The sequence below is a fragment of the Streptococcus mitis genome (assembly GCF_002096925.1).
GTDB lineage: Bacteria > Bacillota > Bacilli > Lactobacillales > Streptococcaceae > Streptococcus > Streptococcus mitis_AF.
The window spans coordinates 1-839 of sequence record NZ_NCVN01000062.1 but is presented as its reverse complement, the minus strand read 5'-3'; the positions used below and the strand labels follow the sequence as shown (position 1 = coordinate 839).

The following is an 839-nucleotide window of genomic DNA, read 5'->3' as shown; positions in this document are numbered from 1 at the left end:
GATGACTGCTTTTCTTCAAAAAGGACAATATAGTTACCAAGATGGAGAACAGTTTTATAGGAGTTTACAACAATTGATGGAGGATTCTCAGTTTGTGACAGCTTTGAATTATGCCAATGTTAAGTAAAAAAGCCATTTATGTTATACTATAAGGTAATTCAGACCAAGTTGCTTTATAGAATAATATAAGGAGGTGTGTTAATGAATAGGCACAAAAAATGGGGTATTATTGCTTTAGTAATTTGTATCATAGGAGGGATTATAATGTTTAGTTTGAATCAACAAAAAGAAAAAACGATGGAAGAAAAAATGAGAATTGAACAGGATAGGATGGCGTTATACTTAGTTAGTCATTATGAAAAGGTTGAGAAGATTGAGTTTACAAGTTTTCAACAGAATAAATTAACAGGAACTTGGAATTCTAATGCCATTGTCAATGACGAAATATTTGTCACTTTTTCTGTTCAAAACTTGATGACAGAGGATGAAATAGGTTTTGGACAGCATATTAGTCAAAGTAATGGGAATGAATTAATAGAAAGAGATAATCCGGAAGTAATAAATAGCGATTCACTTATGTCAAATATAACAGTTATTTATTGGGTGAGATAATATGATTACGGATAAAAGTTTTAATTACTTAGTTGACCAAGTATATGAAGTTGATAAAAATAAAAATTCAACTCCATGGAAAGCAGGAGATGAGTTAAGAAAGGATTCTCAAACTTTTCGAGTTCTGAGTGCAAAAGACAACACCTCCAATGGTATGCAGGCGATGGCGGTTGCTCCTGTGGATAAAAATGGGAATGTGGATTATAGTCATGTAGTGATTGCTTATG

1 protein-coding gene and 1 pseudogene are annotated in these 839 nt (G+C 32.2%); both read left to right on the top strand.

Annotated features, from left to right (window positions below; translation table 11 throughout):
* Positions 1-201: 201 nt before the first annotated feature.
* A complete protein-coding gene (locus B7692_RS07590; protein ID WP_004264263.1) occupies positions 202-612 on the top strand; it encodes a hypothetical protein in 411 nt (136 codons plus the stop codon).
* A 1-nt stretch (position 613) separates the two neighbouring features.
* Positions 614-839, top strand: a pseudogene (locus tag B7692_RS07585) (triacylglycerol lipase); the annotation flags it as partial.

Coding starts and splice junctions, on each gene's coding strand:
- B7692_RS07590 (WP_004264263.1), top strand. CDS start 202: ATGAATAGGCACAAAAAATGGGGTATTATTGCTTTAGTAATTTGTATC.